14 protein-coding genes are annotated in these 15290 nt (G+C 73.6%); 7 read left to right on the forward strand and 7 right to left on the reverse strand.

Going from position 1 to position 15290, the window contains the following annotated elements; all coding sequences use genetic code 11:
• Positions 1-29: 29 nt before the first annotated feature.
• The 7 genes from AB0K28_RS29760 to AB0K28_RS29790 form a co-directional block, all read right to left on the reverse strand.
• The gene (locus AB0K28_RS29760) at positions 30-542 is read right to left on the reverse strand and encodes a YbaK/EbsC family protein (RefSeq protein WP_364376543.1); all 513 of its coding nucleotides are present in this window, start codon (positions 540-542) and stop codon (positions 30-32) included.
• A gap of 63 nt (positions 543-605) precedes the next feature.
• Entirely contained in the window at positions 606-2165 is a 1560-nt protein-coding gene (locus tag AB0K28_RS29765) for a flavin monoamine oxidase family protein (RefSeq protein ID WP_364376546.1), read from the reverse strand.
• Complete coding sequence (locus AB0K28_RS29770) at positions 2158-3000, reverse strand: M55 family metallopeptidase (protein WP_364376549.1); 843 nt, start codon at positions 2998-3000, stop codon at positions 2158-2160. The genes AB0K28_RS29765 and AB0K28_RS29770 overlap by 8 nt, the downstream gene beginning before the upstream one ends.
• The gene (locus AB0K28_RS29775) at positions 2997-4217 is read right to left on the reverse strand and encodes a DUF6395 domain-containing protein (protein ID WP_364376552.1); all 1221 of its coding nucleotides are present in this window, start codon (positions 4215-4217) and stop codon (positions 2997-2999) included. Before AB0K28_RS29775 ends, AB0K28_RS29770 begins: the two co-directional genes overlap by 4 nt.
• Positions 4208-4549, reverse strand: a complete 342-nt coding sequence (locus tag AB0K28_RS29780) for a hypothetical protein (RefSeq protein WP_345389327.1) — start codon at positions 4547-4549, stop codon at positions 4208-4210. Before AB0K28_RS29780 ends, AB0K28_RS29775 begins: the two co-directional genes overlap by 10 nt.
• A gap of 76 nt (positions 4550-4625) precedes the next feature.
• Positions 4626-5399 carry an enoyl-CoA hydratase-related protein gene (locus AB0K28_RS29785; protein ID WP_345389329.1) on the reverse strand — a complete coding sequence of 258 codons (774 nt, stop codon included), beginning with the start codon at positions 5397-5399 and terminating at the stop codon, positions 4626-4628.
• A gap of 24 nt (positions 5400-5423) precedes the next feature.
• Positions 5424-6080: an endonuclease gene (locus AB0K28_RS29790; RefSeq protein ID WP_364376556.1), complete on the reverse strand. Its 657-nt coding sequence runs from the start codon at positions 6078-6080 to the stop codon at positions 5424-5426.
• Positions 6081-6173: 93 nt separating this feature from the next.
• On the opposite strand from AB0K28_RS29790, the gene AB0K28_RS29795 reads away from it, so the two are divergent.
• The 7 genes from AB0K28_RS29795 (at position 6174) to AB0K28_RS29825 (ending at position 15279) form a co-directional block, all read left to right on the forward strand.
• Positions 6174-6458: a Fe-S cluster assembly protein HesB gene (locus AB0K28_RS29795; RefSeq protein WP_345389333.1), complete on the forward strand. Its 285-nt coding sequence runs from the start codon at positions 6174-6176 to the stop codon at positions 6456-6458.
• Positions 6459-6535: 77 nt separating this feature from the next.
• Positions 6536-8551, forward strand: a complete 2016-nt coding sequence (locus tag AB0K28_RS29800) for a CehA/McbA family metallohydrolase (protein ID WP_364376559.1) — start codon at positions 6536-6538, stop codon at positions 8549-8551.
• A 153-nt stretch (positions 8552-8704) separates the two neighbouring features.
• A complete protein-coding gene (locus tag AB0K28_RS29805) occupies positions 8705-9439 on the forward strand; it encodes a hypothetical protein (RefSeq protein WP_364376562.1) in 735 nt (244 codons plus the stop codon).
• Complete coding sequence (locus tag AB0K28_RS29810; protein WP_364376565.1) at positions 9432-10574, forward strand: XRE family transcriptional regulator; 1143 nt, start codon at positions 9432-9434, stop codon at positions 10572-10574. Before AB0K28_RS29805 ends, AB0K28_RS29810 begins: the two co-directional genes overlap by 8 nt.
• 105 nt (positions 10575-10679) lie before the next feature.
• Positions 10680-11657, forward strand: coding sequence for a zinc-binding dehydrogenase (locus AB0K28_RS29815; protein WP_364376568.1), 978 nt, complete (start codon positions 10680-10682; stop codon positions 11655-11657).
• Between the two features lie 44 nt (positions 11658-11701).
• A complete protein-coding gene (locus tag AB0K28_RS29820; protein ID WP_364376571.1) occupies positions 11702-13471 on the forward strand; it encodes an ABC transporter ATP-binding protein in 1770 nt (589 codons plus the stop codon).
• Entirely contained in the window at positions 13468-15279 is a 1812-nt protein-coding gene (locus AB0K28_RS29825) for an ABC transporter ATP-binding protein (RefSeq protein WP_364376574.1), read from the forward strand. Before AB0K28_RS29820 ends, AB0K28_RS29825 begins: the two co-directional genes overlap by 4 nt.
• The last annotated feature ends 11 nt before the right edge of the window (positions 15280-15290 follow it).

Below are 15290 nucleotides of genomic sequence, written 5' to 3' on the forward strand. Positions count from 1 at the left end.
ACGGTCTCGAAATGGCCTCGATTCCGCCGTCAGCCGGCCAGGGAGAGCACCTCCGCCTTCTTCAGCCCGGCCAGGGTGGCGCCCGGGACCGCGAGCTTCGACCTGCGCACGCCGCTGCCGATCACCACGCGCGGATGCTCGGCGACCCTGGTGTCGACCAGGACGGGCCACTCCTCGGGCAGGCCGAGGGGGGTGATGCCGCCGTATTCCATGCCGGTGCGCTCGACCGCGTCGGCCATCGGCGCGAAGCTCGTCTTGCGGGCGTCGAGATGCCTGCGCACGACGCCGTTGACGTCGACCCGCATCGTCGCGAGCACCATGCAGGCGGCGTAGCGCGTCTCGCCGCCCCGCTTGGCCGCCACCACGACGCAGTTGGCGGACTCGTCGAGTGACACGCCGTAGCGCTCGCAGAACGCCGCCGTGTCGGCCAGCTCGGGGTCGATCTCGGCCACCTCGACGCCCTCCAGGTCAGCGACGGCGCGCGTCACCGGGCCGGCCAGGAGGTCGGGCCGTCCGGTCGCGGGCACCCACTGCAACGTCATCTCCCACTCCTCGTCTCGCTTCTCCTGACGAGCCTATTGCGGCCGCCGGAGCAGCGTGCGACGTCACGGAGACCGCAACACGCGCTGGTGCAGCCCGGTGACGACGGCGCGGGCCGACTCCATGGCCCCCGCCTGCCAGGCGATGAGGTGGGTGAGCCAGTCGCCCGCGAAGTAGACCCTTCCTGCCGGGCGTTGCAGAAGAGTGAACGACGGATCAAAGGAGGGCCACCGCACCCAGCCGCCCAGGATGTGCTCCTGCCGGTGCCAGGCGATGGAGGCGCTGCCCAGGACGTTCTGGCGGTATTTCTCGCCGTGGATCTTCTTGCCCTGAGTGAGCGCCCTGCGCCTGCGGTCCTCAGGGGTGAGCGCGCCGTACAGCTCGGCCTCGGGGCCGGTGTTGTAGTAGCCGACGAGCAGGCCGCGCTCGGCGTGGTAGTCGTGCGAGGGGTACCAGATGTGGGTGATGTCGAGGTCGGTCTCGGTGACGCCGCCGTAGATGCGGTCCTCGCGCTCCCACCAGCGGATGCCGTACTCCAGGCCGATCTTGCCGGCGGCGACCGGGACGGGGGTGGCCAGGGCGCTGGTCACCTGGGCGCCGAGGTTGTGCGGGATCTTGGCGAGGACGTGCGGCGGGAGCGCGGCGATGCAGTAGTCGGCCTTGAGCACGCCACCGGTGTGGGCGACCTCGACGCCGTCGTCCATCGTGGTGATCTTGGTGACCTTGGCGCCGGTCTTGATCCGGTCCGTGCCGACGGCCTCCTGCAGCCTGGTGACGATCGCGTCCATGCCGCCGACCGGCTGGAACATGGGGGTGGCCTGCTCGTAGCCGAAGTCGTTGGTGATCGCGCGGCCGGTGCCGGCGGCCAGCACCTGGCGGAGGGTGCCGGGGGCGTCGAGCGGGGTGCCGCCGTCGACGCCGGGGAACTTCTCGAAGCCGCGCCGGGGCGAGCCCTCGTACTCGTGCTTGGGTCCGAGGTCGCCGAATCGCCTGAGGAACTCCAGCAGGCGTTCCCTGTCGTCCCTGGTGAGGGTCCTGTTCAGGGCGCCGGAGTCGGTGACTTTCGCGAGGAGTTCGGCGACATATCCGTACATGTCGGCTCGGGCGGTGCGGGCTCTGACCGTCCTGTTGTCGACGTGCACGTACGCGGCAGCGTTCGAGTTGACGAACGTCTCGATCGGGATGCCCAGCTCGCGGCAGTAGTCGAGGGTGACCATCCACGGCGCGATGCGGCCCGGCCCGGCGTTGAAGTAGACGCCCTCGCCGAACGTGACCTCCTGAGCAGGGCCGTTCAGCTCGGTCAGGCGGTCGCCGCCGCGCAGCGTGAGGTTCCTGCCGCCGGCCTTGGGCCGCGCTTCGAGCAGCGTGCAGTCGTAGCCGGCCTTGCCCAGCTCGTACGCCGCCGTCAGCCCCGCCACCCCGGCCCCCAGGATGACCACGCTGGCCGACGCCTTTCCGCGCAGCGTGAAGTCGCCCGCGCGCGGCGGCGTGAACTCCTTGTCCTGCCCGGTGGGGGCGAGGCCGAGCGCGCCCATGGCGGCGTACATGGCGCCCGCGCCGCCCGCCGCGCCGATCCCGACGAGCAGGCCGCGCCGGGTGAGCGCGGCCCCCTTGCCGTCAGCCATAGGGCCCGCTGCCGCACGCGACCTGGCCGCCGATCGTGGCGAAGATCCCGAACAGGGCCATGATCTGGGCGAAGTCGTCGGTGGTGAACTCGGTGTGGCGGGTGCCCACCTGCTTGACGCCCGGCACCAGCGACACGGCGGCGGCGATGGCGGTCGAGTTCCACTCCACGCCCAGCGTGTACGGCGCCGGCACCACGTACGGCGTGAAGTCGCTCAACCGGCCCAGCGCCCGCTCGGTGGCCTCACGGATCCTGCCCTGGGCCACGCTCGGCGGCAGCAGCTCGGCCGAGAACTTGTCGATGCCCTTCTTGACCGCCACGGTCTCGACGTCGCCGAGCAGCTCGCGGGCCTCATCGCCGACCGCCTCGTCCCCGGTCACCAGGACGACCGGCACGCCGTGGAACCCGGCGCACGCCGCCACCAGCCGGGTCTCGCCGCACAGGTCGCCGTTGAGGTAGACGTTCTGGATCTCCTTGCCCATCCAGGTGTGGTTGAGCACGCCGTCGGGCACCCCGGCGCGGGCGTGGTAGCCGACGAAGCAGGCCGCCTGGAACGTCCCGTCGAGGCCCTGGGCCATCCGCTGCGCCTTGCCCGGCCCCCTGATGAGGCTGGCCCGCGGGTCGAGCAGGTCGATCCTGAGGTTCTTGGTGGAGCCGTGGGCGTCGTTGACCAGCACGCTGTCCGCACCGGCCGCGAACGCGCCCTCGACCGCCGCGTTCGCGTCGGCCGTCATCAGCTCGCAGCCGCGCTCGTAGCCGCGCTTGCCGGCGTGCATCTCCTCCGGGTCGGTCAGCCCGGTCACGCCCTCCATGTCCACCGACAGGTAAACCTTCACGCCCCTGCTCCACTCCCCCAGGTCTCCACCTGGCGCACTTCCGACTCCGTCATCAACCCGACGTTCGCCTCGACGAACGCGGCCGCCTCCGCGCGCCACGGCTCAGGGATCTCCTCCAGGGCCGGCGGGTAGCAGTGGTCGAGCCAGCTCGTCGCCTCCTCGCCGACGTCGAAGTAGTCGAGCGCGGGCGCGAGGACGGTCTTCTCGATGCCGGGGACGCGGGAGAGCCCGTACTGGATCATCTCCTGGCCGCCGTACGGCGGTTTCTTGAGGTATTTCCTGACCGACGGGTGCTCGGCCTTCATCGGCGAGTCCAGCGGGCGGCGTTCGACGGCGGCCTGGATGAGCTCCTTGTAGAAGCACTTGCCGCACTTGCGGCAGGGGCCGTCCACGCCCTGCAGGCACCAGCGGACCTGCTCGCGCAGCGGCGAGCCGAGCGCGAGACGCATGGTGACCGCCTCGCTGACGCCGCCGACGGGCAGCACGATGTGCAGGCCCGCCGCCGCGAATAAGCGCCCCCAGCGGCCGTGCGGCGCCCACATGGGGTTGTCGGGGGTGAAGCGGCCCAGGTAGCGGTCGCCGCCGAGCCAGCGCGAGCCCAGCTCGTAGCCGAAGCCGAGGCCGCCCAGGTCGAGCTGGTCGGCCAGCAGCAGCGCGCCGGCGGCGACCGCGTGGTGCTCGGGGTAGCCGGGGCGGGGCTCGGCCAGGGTGTATTCGAGGTCGGAGCTGACCGTGGTCAGCTCGCGGCCGGTCTTGGCGGCCAGCTTGGCCAGCACGTCGGAGCGGTAGTGGGGCCAGCGGTTCGGTACGCGCGGATGCGGCACCCGCTGGAAGTGGACGAAGGGGGCGTCGGGGTACATCGTGGCCGCCGCGACCGAGTCGGCGCCGCCGCTGTAGGAGATGGCCAGCCGCGCCCCCGGCCGCCGCCGCTCCGCGCCCACCGGGCCCGCCTCGACCCCGAAGCCGTCGTGCAGCGCCTCGGCCAGCTCGGCGGAGATCGCCCGGTCGAACGTGACGCGCCGGCGCGTCCACGGGGCCACGACCGTCCAGGCGGCGACGGCGTACAGGTCGGGGTGTGCGTCCTCGGGGACCCCGGTGATCGAGCAGGAGTTGATGGCCAGCTTGATCGGGTAGTCGTCGGAGGCCCTGCCGGTGATCTCGTCCTCGGGGTCGAGACGGAAGCTCAGCTGCGCGGCGCCCGTCCAGGTCACGCGCACGGCTGCTCCTCGGCGCGGCCCCGCTCGTCACGCAGCTGGTCGATGGCCTGCCAGACGAGGACCTCGTTCTGCAGCACGCCGTCCAGCGCCTTGGCGGTCTCCTGGGCGAGCCGGTGGGTCTCGTCGACCTTCTTCTTGTCGATCACGGGCGGGCGGGCCTTGCGCAGCCGCTCGACCTCCTCCTGGAGGGTCTGCATCTCCCGCCGCAGCGTCTGCACCTCCCAGAGTGCGTCCCTGATGTCCTGACGGTGATCGGCGATCGAGATGTAGCGGGAGTCGAACCACGTGCGCACGGCCTTTCTGAGCCGTGCGGGGACCAGGACGCGCTTCATGGAAGGCCACCATAGTGGTAAACGAATCCCGCTATGGACGGGCGTAACCGAATGTGATGGCTTCGGGGGGAATCGCTCAGCGGCCCTTGAACGTCGGCTTGGATCGCTCGGTGAAGGCGCGCATGCCGGCCTTCGCGTCCTCGGTGGCGAACATGCCGGAGAACTGCAGCCGCTCGATCTCCAGGCCCGTCTCCAGGTCGGTCTCCAGGCCCTGGTCGATGGCCTGCTTGGCGGCGCGCAGGGCCACGGCAGGCCCGCCGACGAACGTGGCCGCCCATTCGAGCGCGGCGGTGTAGACCTGCTCGTCCGGCACCACGCGATCGACCAGCCCGATGGCGAGCGCCTCCGCGGCGTCGACGTGGCGGCCGGAGAAGATGAGGTCCTTCGCCCGCGCGGGGCCGATCAGCCGGGGCAGGCGCTGGGTGCCGCCCGCGCCGGGGATGAGGCCGAGCTGCACCTCGGGCTGGCCCAGCTTGGCCGACTCGCCCGCCACCCGGAAGTCGGCGCACAGCGCCAGCTCGCAGCCGCCGCCGAGGGCGTAACCCGTGATGGCGGCGATGACCGGCTTGCCGATGCGGGCGATCGCGGTCAGCGCGCCCTGGAGGGTGACGGAGTGGGCGGACATCTCGACGTACGACATGGCGGACATCTCCTTGATGTCCGCGCCGGCGGCGAACACCCGCGCGCCGCCGTACAGGATGACCGCATGCACCTGCGGGTCGGCGTCGATCAGCGCGGCCGCCTCGGCGAGCTCACGCTGCACCTGAGCGTTGAGCGCGTTCATCTTCGGACGGTCCAGACGGATCGTGGCGATGTGGTCGGCCACCTCGACGCTTACGAACTCACCCATGACCCAGAACCTAACAGCCGCCGATCACCGCGCGGCCGCCGCCTTGACCTCGTCCACGGACTTCTTGCTCCGCGCCACCCTGACGAGCGCGGCCGACAGGCGCGCCAGCTCGCCGCCGGACCCGGCGAGCTCGGCGAGCGGCCCCGCCTGGCGCGGCAGGCCCAGCTTGCCCGCGCCGTCCAGCACCCGCCGGTCCAGGTGCGGCGCGACCTGCGGCCAGACCGCCTGGACCTCGCGCAGGAAGATGTCGGCCCCCGTCGGGCCGATGCCGGGGAACTCGGTCAGCAGCTCCCCGATCCGCCGCTCGTCGCCGCCCGCCTCGTCGCGCAGCCGCCGCAGGTCGCCCTTCCACCGGTCGAGCAGCAGCTCCGCGCCGTCGCCGAGCATCGTGGCCGTTCGCTCGTCGTAGCGGCGGTAGTGGCCGCGGCCCAGCGCGTCCACCCGGTCCTGCCAGCTCGCCTCGCACATGCCCTTGGGCGTGCCGTACCCGGCGGCGAACAGCTCCCTGGCCGCCGCCACCGCCACGTCGGCCGAGATGCGGGCGCTCAGCAGCGTCGCGAGCACCAGCAGCTCGTAGAGCGGTTTGGGGCGATCGGCGAGCTTGATGCCGGCCTCGCCCGCGTACGTGCGGCCGTAACGGTCGAGCAGCGCCTCCAGGACGGCTTCATCGGTCTTCGCCATGCCGTCCCCGCTACCCGGCGCCGCCCGGCGCATGTGTTTGCTGCTCCGAGGTGGGGGGAGTCGGAGGGTTCCAAGAGGACAAAGGAGCAGGTCGTGCTGACATTGACCGATAACGCCGTGGTCGCCATCCGCGACCTCTTGGTCGGGGAGAACGTGCCCGCCGACGCGGGCCTGCGCATCGCCCCGAAGGCAGACGAGGCAGGAACACTGGAGGTCACGCTGGCGAGCACGCCGCACGCCGGTGACCAGGTCGTCGAGAAGGAGGACGTACGGGTGTTCGTCGCCGAGGACGCCGTACGGATCCTCGACGACAAGTCGCTGGACGCCCAGCCGGGCAGGCCGGGACAACCCTCGTTCCGGCTCGACCGGCGCGGCTGACGCGGACGCTGTGAGAGGGGGGACGCAGCGGACGTTTCGTGTCACGATGACGGCGCGTCCTATCCAGGGAGTGTCCAATGTGTCACGATCCGCTGCTTCCTCCGTCCGTGGCCGCCGCGCTCACCGACTACCGGTCGTTACGTGACGCGCACGACGTCCGCTGGGGCGAACCGCCCCTCTCGTACGTGGTCCAGGCGTGGACCACCCTCTACCTCCGCGACGACGACGACTTCTGGGGCACGGGCCTGCGGCAGATGGCCGCACGGCTGCCCGACGTGCCCGAGGCCGAGCTGGAGGATCACCTCGACCAGGCCGACCTCGGCCGGCTCGTCCGCGACGCCATGAAGGGCGAGACCCCCATCCGGCTGCCCGCGCTGCGGCTCACGCCCGACGGCTGCGCCGTGGCGGCCGAGCCCCGGGTGGTGCTGGACGAGCGCCCCTTACGTACGGCGCTGCTGCTGGACTCCAGCCGCGACAAGCCGGTCACGGTCGTCGTGGACGGCACCTCTTACGTGGTCGAGCCAGGCGGGGCCAGGGTCGTCGAGGTGACCGGGTCCGTCAGCGTGGACGGGCAACCCGTGGACCTGTCGCCGCTGGTCAGGCGGGTGCCGGCGGCCATGCTGCGGGTGCGGGCCGGGTTCCCGTGCCGGTGGGGCGTCACCGGGCGCAACGGGCAGGGCTGGTACCCGGAGGGCGCGCCGCCCAAGCTCGACGGGCTGCGCCGGCCGTACTTCCACGGGGACGACCTCGTGCTCGACGTCCCGGCCGAGCCGATCACCGTGACCGTCACCCGAGGCATGGAGTACGACACCGCCTCCGTCGTCGTGACCCCCGAGGCCGGCGGGGAGACGCTGGTCGAGCTGGCCCCCTCGCGCCTGTACGACGCCGCCGCCCGCGGCTGGTACGGCGGCGACCTGCACGTCCACCTCAACTGGATGGGTGAGGAGCCGGCCGCGCCCGCCCTCGCCGCCGCCGCGCAGCACGGCGAGGACCTGCACGTGCTCAACCTCGTCGCGGGCAACGTGGCCAGTGAGCGGGTCTACGACCGGGAGGCGCTCGAACACTGGGCGGGCCGGGACCTGCCGTGGTCGGACGCGGGACACCTGGCCAGGCTGGGCGTCGAGTACCGCAGCGACCTCCTGGGCCACTTCACCGCGTTCGGGATCAGCCGTCCTCCCGCCCGCTACCACACCGGCTTCGCGGGCGCCGTCGACTGGCCCCCGAACGCGGTCGCGCTTGAGGAGCTGCGCTCGCTCGGCGGACTCACCGGTTACGGGCACCCCTTCCACTTCCCGTTCACCGACGACGACCCGCCGGACGTCGTGCTCGGCCGGGCGCGCAACTGCTCGGCCAGGGAGATCGTGGCCGACGCGGCGCTCGGGCTGATCGACACCCTCGACGTGCTCAACCACTCCTCGATCAGCGCCACGGCCGCGGTCTACCGGCGGCTCGTCGGCGCGGGCAACCGGCTCGCCGTCACCGCGGGAACCGACGCGGTGCTGTCCTTCTGCCGCCGCGGCACCGCCTCGGGACCGCCCGGCTGGGAACGCGTCTACGCCAGGGTCGACGGCCCGCTGACGGCCGGGTCGTACGCGGAGGCGGTCAGGCTCGGGCGGACCTTCGCGACCACCGGGCCGTGGCTGGAGCTCACCGTGAACGGGCACGGGCCAGGCGACCGGCTCGACCTCGCGCCCGGGGCTCGGGTGGAGATCGAGGTGACCTCCATCGGGCCCGAGGTGACAGAGCTGGAGATCCGCACCGCCGACGGCGTCCTCGCCCAGGGGCCTCCTGGACGGCTCGCGGCCACCCTTGAGGTGACGGAGCCGACGTACGTGGTGGCCGTCGCCACCGGCGGGCCGCATCCGCGCGCGATGCGCGGCGACGGCGCGTACGCGCACACCAGCCCCGTCCACCTGGACGTCGGCGGCCGGCCGGTCGCCAGGGAGGCCGACGTGCGGTGGTGCCTGGCGTGGCTCGACCGGCTGGCCGGGCTGGTGCGGCGGTTCGGCGTCTTCGACTCCCCCGCCCAGCTCGACGACCACCTCCGGCTGTACGATCGCGCCCGCGCCGTCTACACCTCCCGCCTCCCCTGACCCCGCGCGAGCCTTCTCCGGTCGGGCCGGGTCCTTTTCTGGCCCTGCTCGAGATGGCATCGTGACACACCGCGAGCACCGGCGTGGCGCGGGGCAAGGTGAAGCCGCAGCGGGTCTATGATGTTGGAAAGTAAAGCGGGTGGGAGGTCGGGCGTGCGGATGTCGCAGTGGGCTCACGACATGTTCGGGCAGCGGGCGTCCCTGGTCAGGGAGTGCGTGGCCGAGGCGTTGTCGGTGGCCGCCGACAACGCGCGCGAGGCCCAGGAGGTCGCGCGCACCGATCATCTGCACCCGTTCGGGTTCACGCTCATGTCGCGCAAGTTCGAGGCGCTGGCCGAGGCGTTCCAGGACCTCGGTGACGTGCGCATCGTCAAGCCAGGCGGCTCCCAGCACGAGCTGGTGGTGCTCGACGGCACGCTGCTGTTCCCGTTCCGCTACGCCAAAGACCGCTCGGGCAGCGTCATGAGCGCCCGCATCGGCGACGGGCGGCCGTCGGCGCTGGTGCAGGCGCTGTTCAACCGGTTCGGGCCGGAGCCGCGCATGCGGCAGCTCGCGCTGCACGACGTCGCCCCGCACGCGGTGCCGGTGGCCGAGGCTCTCGGCGACCTGCCCGACGACACCCGCCTGGTGCTGATCGCGTACGCGGCCAACGCCCACGCCGGGCTGCTCGACGCCTGGTGGGGCGAGGCCGAGCTGCTCGACCGCCTCGGCAGCCTGCGCTGGCACCACTGCGAGGAGATCCCGCTCACCCAGGAGGCCGCCGCGCTCGCCCAGGGCGACACCGCGGCGGCGTTCGACCAGGGCGCGCTCCCCTCCCCCGAGCTCAACCCGCGCTCGGCCGCCCCCGCCCTCATCCCTCTCTGGCCGGAAGCCGCCGGCGGTGCGTGACCCCGGCACCCCCGGGCCGACGCCACAGGCGGTGGCGGACGCGTTCGACGCGACGCGGCTCACGCAGGCCCGTCATCTGGCCGCGCTCACCAAGAAGGAGGTCGCCGAGCGGCTCGGCGTCTCGCCCGCCGCCGTGGGGCAGTACGAAGCGGGCGTCACCCGGCCGCGGCCCGACCTGATCCCGCTGCTGGCCGAGGTGCTGTCGGTGCCGGCGGCGTTCTTCCTGTCCGGGCGGCCCCACGGCAAGCTCGACGGGTCCATGGCCCACTTCCGCAGCCTGCGCTCCACCCGGGCCTACCAGCGGGCCAAGGCCGTGGCCTTCGTCGAGCAGGTGTGGGAGCTGACGTACGCGCTGGAGAAACGCGTCCAGCTGCCCGCCGTCGACCTGCCGGGGTTCGCGGGCGGCGAGATGCACTCCGCGCTGCCGCGCGACCCGGCCGGCGCCGCCCGCGCGCTGCGGGCCCACTGGGGGCTCGGCACGGGCCCGATCAGCCACCTCGTACGCCGCATGGAGTCCCACGGCATCGTCGTCGCCTTCCCCCGCCACGACCCCGACGCCGTCACCGTCGACGCCTTCTCCACCTCCAGCCTGCCCAGGCCCATCGTGGTGCTGACGCCCAACCGCTTCGACGACATCTACCGCCACCGCTTCACCGCCGCCCACGAGCTGGGCCACCTGGTGCTTCACGGCGACACCGCGGCGGGCGACTCCCAGCAGGAACGCGAGGCCGACGCCTTCGCCGCCGAGTTCCTGACGCCGCGCGAGAGCATCCTGCCCCGCCTCCCCTCCCGCGCCGACCTGCGCAAGCTGGCCGAGCTGCGGCTGACGTGGGGGGTGTCGGTCGACTCGCTGCTCTACCGGTGCCGCGAGACCGGGCTGCTGTCCGACTCGGCGGCCGGCCGCGCCTACCAGCGGCTCAACGCCCTGCGCGGCCAGCCGGGCTTCACCAACGAGCCCGTGTCCGGCTACCCGGGCGAGCAGCCGGTGCTGCTGGCCGAGGCGTTCGAGCTGGCCTGCCGCGAGGGCTCGCTGAGCGCGGCGGCGCTGGCCCAGGAGCTGGCCTGGCCGATCGCCCGCGTCCGCGAGCTCATCGGCCTCCCCGACCGCCGCCCGTCGCTCCGGCTCGTCCCCTGACCGCGCCGGTCGGCGTGTGGGGTCTGGGATGCGGGGTTTGACCTCAAGTGGGCTTGGGGTTGCAGGCTCGGAGGACGAAGCTGTTCGTCTTTCTTGGAGCACGTCATGCACGCCGTCGTTCTGCACGCCTTCGGTCCCGCCGAGAACCTTCGCTACGAGGAAGTCCCCGACCCCGAGCCCGGCCCCGGGCAGGTGCGCGTCGCCGTCAAGGCGGCCGGGGTGCACTTCATCGAGGCCGTCCTGCGGTCGGGGCCGACCGCAGGCTTCACGCCGCCGCTGCCCGAGCTGCCGGCGATCATGGGAGGAGAGGTCGCGGGCCGGGTGGACGCCGTGGGGCCCGGCGTCGATCCGTCCTGGATCGGCCGTGACGTGGTGACGTCGGGCGGGCGGCCCGGCGGGTACGCCGAGCTGGCCGTGGCCGACGTGACGACCCTGCACCCGATGCCCGAGGGCCTCGACCACGTGACGGCCGTCGCCATGATCGTCACCGGCGGCACCACCCTGCACTACCTGGACGTCGCCGCGCTGACGCCGGGCGACGTGGTGCTGGTGACGTCGGCGGCCGGCGGGATCGGGCGGCTGGTCATCCAGTACGCCCGCCGCCTCGGCGCCACCGTGATCGGCGCGGCGGGCGGCCCCGCCAAGGTGGCGGCCGTCCGCGAGCTGGGGGCCGACCTCGCCGTGGACTACGACCTGCCCTCCTGGGACGAGGAGGTCGCCGGGCACCTCGGGGGCCGCAAGGTCACGGCGGTGCTCGACGGGGTGGGCGGCGACAAGGCGCGGGCCGCGTTCGGGCTGCTGGCCGACGGTGGCCGGTTCCTCACCATCGGCAGCGCCTCCCAGCAGGACTTCTGGCCCGACGACGACACCCTCGCCGCCCGGGGCCAGACCGCGACCAACGCGCTGCTGCTCCTGCTGGAGCACCCGGAGACGCGACCCGCGTACGAGGCCAAGGCCCTCGCCGCGGCGGCCGACGGGACACTCGTGCCTGCCGTCCAGACGTTCCCCCTGGAGCAGGCCGCCGAAGCCCACGCCGCCATGGAGTCCCGCCGTACCACGGGCAAGGTCGTCCTCGTCCCCTGACCCGCCCGCGCAAGCCGGCGGGGGCGGGTTCTAGGGTGCTTGGCATGGCTGATCCCCTTGCCGACCCGGGAACGCCCGACCGTCGCGGTGCGGCTCGCTACCTGTGGTGGCTGGTCGTCCGGCAGCCTGGGCGGGTGTCGCTGGGGGCGTGCTTAGGGACGGCGTGGATGGTGTGCCTGACGCTGCCGCCGTACCTGCTCTCCCGCGCCATCGACGACGGGCTCGCCACGGGGGACCTGGCCGTGCTGACCGGCTGGGTGGCGGCGGTGCTCGGCACCGGCGTGCTGAACGCCTGGCTGGCCATCATGCGGCACAGGACGATGACGCGCGTACGCATGGACGCCGCCTTCCGCACCGCCCACGTGGTGGCTCTGCAGGCGGCCCGGCTGGGTGCGGCGCTGCCGCGCAAGGTGACGGCCGGTGAGGTGGTCACGATCGGGTTCGGGGACGCGGCCATGATGTCCGCCACGCTCACCGTCACCGGGCCGGGCGTCGGCGCGGTGCTGGCCTACATCGTCGTGGCCGTGCTGCTGCTGGCGGTCTCGCCGGTGCTGGCCGCCGTGGTGCTGCTGGGCGTGCCGCTGCTCGTCGTGCTGCTGGGGCCGCTGCTCGGACGGCTGCGCGGGGCGGAGACCGCGTACCGGGCCGGGCAGGGCGAGCTGGCCGCCCGGTTCGCCGACATCGTGGGCGGGCTGCGGGTGCTGAACGGCATCGGCGGCAAGGACGTCTACGCCGCCCGCTACCGGCGCGGCTCCCAGGAGCTGCGCGAGCGCGGCTACCGGGTGGGGGCGGTGACGAGCTGGATCCACGCGCTGGGGGTCGGGCTGCCCACGCTCTTCCTGGGGGCGGTGACGTGGCTGGCGGCCAGGATGGCGGTGCAGGGCGACATCACGGCGGGGGAGCTGGTCGCGGTGTACGGGTACGCCGCCGTGCTGGTGGTGCCGGTGACGTTCTTCGTGGAGGGCGGTTACGACATCAGCAGGGGTCTGGTGGCGGCTCGCAGGACCGTACGGTTCCTGTCGCTCGAACCCGAGGACCTCGGGACGCCGGGCGCCGCGCCGCCCGCGCCGACCGATGGCGTGCTGCGGGACGGCGTGTCCGGGGTCGAGCTGGCGCCGGGGCGGCTGACGGCGCTGGCCGGCGCGCGGGCCGCGGAGGGGGCGGCGGTGCTCGACCGGCTGGGCGGGTTCGCCGAACCGGCCGCTACCTGGGACGGGGTGAGTCTGCGTGACCTCGACCCCGCGTGGGTGCGGGAGCGCGTCCTGGTGGCCGACAACGAGGCGGACCTGTTCGCGGGCACGCTGCGTGAGGTCGTGGCCGGTCGTGCCGACCCCTCGGACGCGGAGCTGGAGCTCGCCCTGCACGCCGCCGGGGCCGAGGACGTCGCCAGGTACGGCCTGGACGCGCCCGTCACCGCCCAGGGCCGCAACCTGTCCGGCGGGCAGCGCCAGCGGGTCCGGCTGGCCCGCGCCCTGCTCGCCGCCCCCGACGTGCTCCTGGCTGCCGAGCCCACCTCTGCCCTGGACGCCCACACCGAGGCCGTGGTCGCCGCGCGCCTGCGTGCCGTACGTGCGGGCCGCACGACCGCCGTCACCACCACCTCGCCGCTCGTCCTGGAGCACGCCGACACCGTCTACTACCTGGTCGACGGCACGGTCGCGGCCTCCGGCGACCACCGCACCCTGCTCCGCGACTCCCCCGGCTACCGCGCCCTCGTCTCGCGCGGCGAACCCGACGGGAACGGCGAAGGGGACGAATCCCCCGGCGACCTCGACAGCGACCCCATCGGGGCCGGGACAGGAGGCCGATCGTGATCGCGGCGGCGCGAGGCGGCGAGGCGGCAGAGGCGGTGGATCGCTTGCCGGTGGCCCGGTCCGCCCAGGTGCGGCGGGCGTGGGTGCGGCTCGTTCGGATGGACGGGCGGGCGTTCGCCGGGGTGCTGGCGCTCAACGGGCTCGCCGCGGCTGCGGGGCTGGCCGCGCCGTGGCTGCTCGGCCGGATCGTGGACGAGGTGCGCGCCGGCGCGGGCCTCGCGACGGTGGACCGGCTGGCGCTGGCCATCCTGGTGTGCGCGCTGGCCCAGATCGTGCTGTCACGGTACGCGGGCCTGGCCGGCCACCGGTTCGGGGAGCGCACGCTGGCCCGCATCCGCGAGGAGTTCGCCGATCGCGCGCTCGCCCTGCCCGCCACCACGGTCGAGCGGGCGGGCACGGGCGACCTGATCACCAGGGGCACCACCGACGTGGCGGCGGTCGGGGCGACATTGCGCGACGCGGGCCCCACGATGGCGATCGCCGCCGTGCAGGCCACGTTCGTGCTGGCCGCCGTGTTCGTGCTGAGCCCGCTGCTGGGCGCGTGCGGGGTGGCCGGGCTGGCCGGGATCTGGTTCGCGACGCGGTGGTACCTGCGCAGGGCGGTGACGGCGTACCTGGCGGAGGGCAGGGCGAACGCGGCGCTGGCCGAGGAGCTGGCGGCCACCACGAGCGGCGCCCGCACGGTGGCGGCGCTGCGGCTGGAGCACCGCCGCCTGTCGGCGTGCCGCCGCGCCATCGAGGAGTGCCGGCGCACCCGGGTCAGGACGTTGTTCCTGCGCAGTGTGCTGTTCCCGGTGGTGGACGTCTCGTACGCGATCCCGGTGGCCGCCGTGCTGCTGCTGGGCGGCGTGCTCATGGCGCAGGGCACGGTGACGCTGGGCACGGTGGTCGCGGCGGCGCTCTACCTGCGGCAGCTGTCCGCGCCGCTGAACACGATCCTCGAGAACCTGGAGCTGCTGCAGAGCAGCAGCGCGTCGTTCGCCCGGGTGGAGGGCCTGGCCCAGGCGCCGCGCGGCGGGCCCGCGGGTGCGGCCCCCGAGCCGGTGGACGACCGGATCGAGGTGCGCGGCGCGTCCTACGCCTACGACGCGGGCCCCGACGTCCTGCACGGCGTGGATCTGCGGGTACGTCCGGGCGAGCGGCTCGCGATCGTCGGCCCCTCAGGAGCGGGCAAGACCACGCTGGGCCGGCTGCTGGCTGGCATGGACGCCCCGCGTACGGGCGAGGTCACGGTGGGCGGCGTCCCTGTGGCCGGGCTAGACCCTGACCGGCTGCGCGAGCGCGTCATGCTCGTCACCCAGGAGCACCACGTGTTCCTCGGCACCGTACGCGACAACCTGGCCATCGCCGCCCCCGACGCGACCGACGCCCAGCTGCGCGCGGCACTGGACGCGGTCGGCGCCGACTGGGCGGTGGACCTCGACACGCACCTCGGCCCCGGTGGTCACCGCCCGGACGGCGCGCAGGCGCAGCAGCTCGCGCTGGCCAGGGTGGTGCTGGCCGACCCGCACACGCTGATCCTGGACGAGGCCACCGCCCTGCTCGACCCGAGGACGGCCCGGCACACCGAGCGCGCGCTGGCCGCCGTGCTCGCGGGCCGTACGGTGATCGCGATCGCGCACCGGCTGCAGACGGCCCGCGACGCCGACCGGGTGGCGGTCATGCGTGACGGCCGGCTCACCGAGCTGGGCACGCACGAGGAGCTGGTGGCGGCGGGCGGCGCCTACGCGGCCCTCTGGCACTCCTGGCACGGCGACCCCACCTCAGGGCCGCCGGCACCCCCTCCAGGACCGGCCGTTAAGAGCTGAAAAATATCTTC

Source organism: Nonomuraea sp. NPDC049504 (assembly GCF_040676845.1).
Classification (GTDB): domain Bacteria; phylum Actinomycetota; class Actinomycetes; order Streptosporangiales; family Streptosporangiaceae; genus Nonomuraea; species Nonomuraea salmonea.

Coding starts and splice junctions, on each gene's coding strand:
- AB0K28_RS29785 (WP_345389329.1), bottom strand. CDS start 5,399: ATGGGTGAGTTCGTAAGCGTCGAGGTGGCCGACCACATCGCCACGATC.
- AB0K28_RS29780 (WP_345389327.1), bottom strand. CDS start 4,549: ATGAAGCGCGTCCTGGTCCCCGCACGGCTCAGAAAGGCCGTGCGCACG.
- AB0K28_RS29800 (WP_364376559.1), top strand. CDS start 6,536: ATGTGTCACGATCCGCTGCTTCCTCCGTCCGTGGCCGCCGCGCTCACC.
- AB0K28_RS29815 (WP_364376568.1), top strand. CDS start 10,680: ATGCACGCCGTCGTTCTGCACGCCTTCGGTCCCGCCGAGAACCTTCGC.
- AB0K28_RS29760 (WP_364376543.1), bottom strand. CDS start 542: ATGACGTTGCAGTGGGTGCCCGCGACCGGACGGCCCGACCTCCTGGCC.
- AB0K28_RS29790 (WP_364376556.1), bottom strand. CDS start 6,080: ATGGCGAAGACCGATGAAGCCGTCCTGGAGGCGCTGCTCGACCGTTAC.
- AB0K28_RS29765 (WP_364376546.1), bottom strand. CDS start 2,165: ATGGCTGACGGCAAGGGGGCCGCGCTCACCCGGCGCGGCCTGCTCGTC.
- AB0K28_RS29820 (WP_364376571.1), top strand. CDS start 11,702: ATGGCTGATCCCCTTGCCGACCCGGGAACGCCCGACCGTCGCGGTGCG.